The organism is Vibrio sp. 2130-1 (genome assembly GCF_033339515.1).
On record NZ_JAWOUT010000124.1, the window covers coordinates 1 to 911 of the forward strand.

The window sequence follows — 911 nt, forward strand, 5'->3', positions numbered from 1 at the left end:
TTCAGTTGGTTAGAATACCGGCCTGTCACGCCGGGGGTCGCGGGTTCGAGTCCCGTCCACTCCGCCACTTATTTGAGAGTCGTCTCATTAAACACGAACTACAGGGGTGTAGCTCCAATTGGCAGAGCAGCGGATTCCAAATCCGCGTGTTGGGAGTTCGAATCTCTCCACCCCTGCCATATTTAAAGCCTCAGTCGAAAGACTGAGGCTTTTTTACGTTTGTAAAATGGCAAATTTATTCTTTGTGAATTCAAGTTCCCAAATAGGCGATTCTAGGCGCGTAGCTAATGGTAGCTAAGTCTGAACTGCCCTAATCTCTTATCTACTTTCCCTATATAAAGAACAGCAACTTACCAGCAGGATTGATATCTAGCCGCTAGTGATACCTTGTCGTTGTATGTCACTGATGGGAATCTCAAGCTCTTGTTGATATTTATTAGCGTTTTTCTGGGTATTTTTAAGAACGCGTCTAGTTGTTGTTGGGATGATTAGCGTTGTTGTTCCTGTTATCATCTTAGGACAATGCAAATATAGGATTAACCTTATGCCACATCTACGATTTCGCGCTGTAGAACCTCAAGCAGTACAAGCTTTGTCAAAGCCACTGACTGACGAGCTCCAGCCACTAATGAATAGTCCACGAGAAGATTTTACTTTTGAGTACATCTACACAACTTTCTTTAGTGAAGGCGAGGTAAGTCCTGCTTATCCTTTTGTTGAAGTTTTGTGGTTTGATCGAGGACAAGAGACTCAAGACAAGGTAGCGAAAGTAATTACACAACAGGTTCGTGGTGTAGTCGGTGAAGATATTGATGTAGCAGTCATTTTTTCTGCACTATCGCCAAATGCCTACTATGATAATGGTGAACATTACTAAAGGGGATGTATGATGCGGCTGAGTCTTTCTTTTT

At 42.9% G+C, this 911-nt stretch carries 1 protein-coding gene and 1 tRNA gene; both read left to right on the forward strand.

From position 1 onward, the window contains the following. Positions 1–102: 102 nt before the first annotated feature. Positions 103–179: transfer RNA gene (locus R7Q09_RS24645), tRNA-Trp, on the forward strand. Positions 180–544: 365 nt separating this feature from the next. Next, positions 545–877 carry a DUF1904 domain-containing protein gene (locus R7Q09_RS24650; protein WP_005483015.1) on the forward strand — a complete coding sequence of 111 codons (333 nt, stop codon included), beginning with the start codon at positions 545–547 and terminating at the stop codon, positions 875–877. The last annotated feature ends 34 nt before the right edge of the window (positions 878–911 follow it).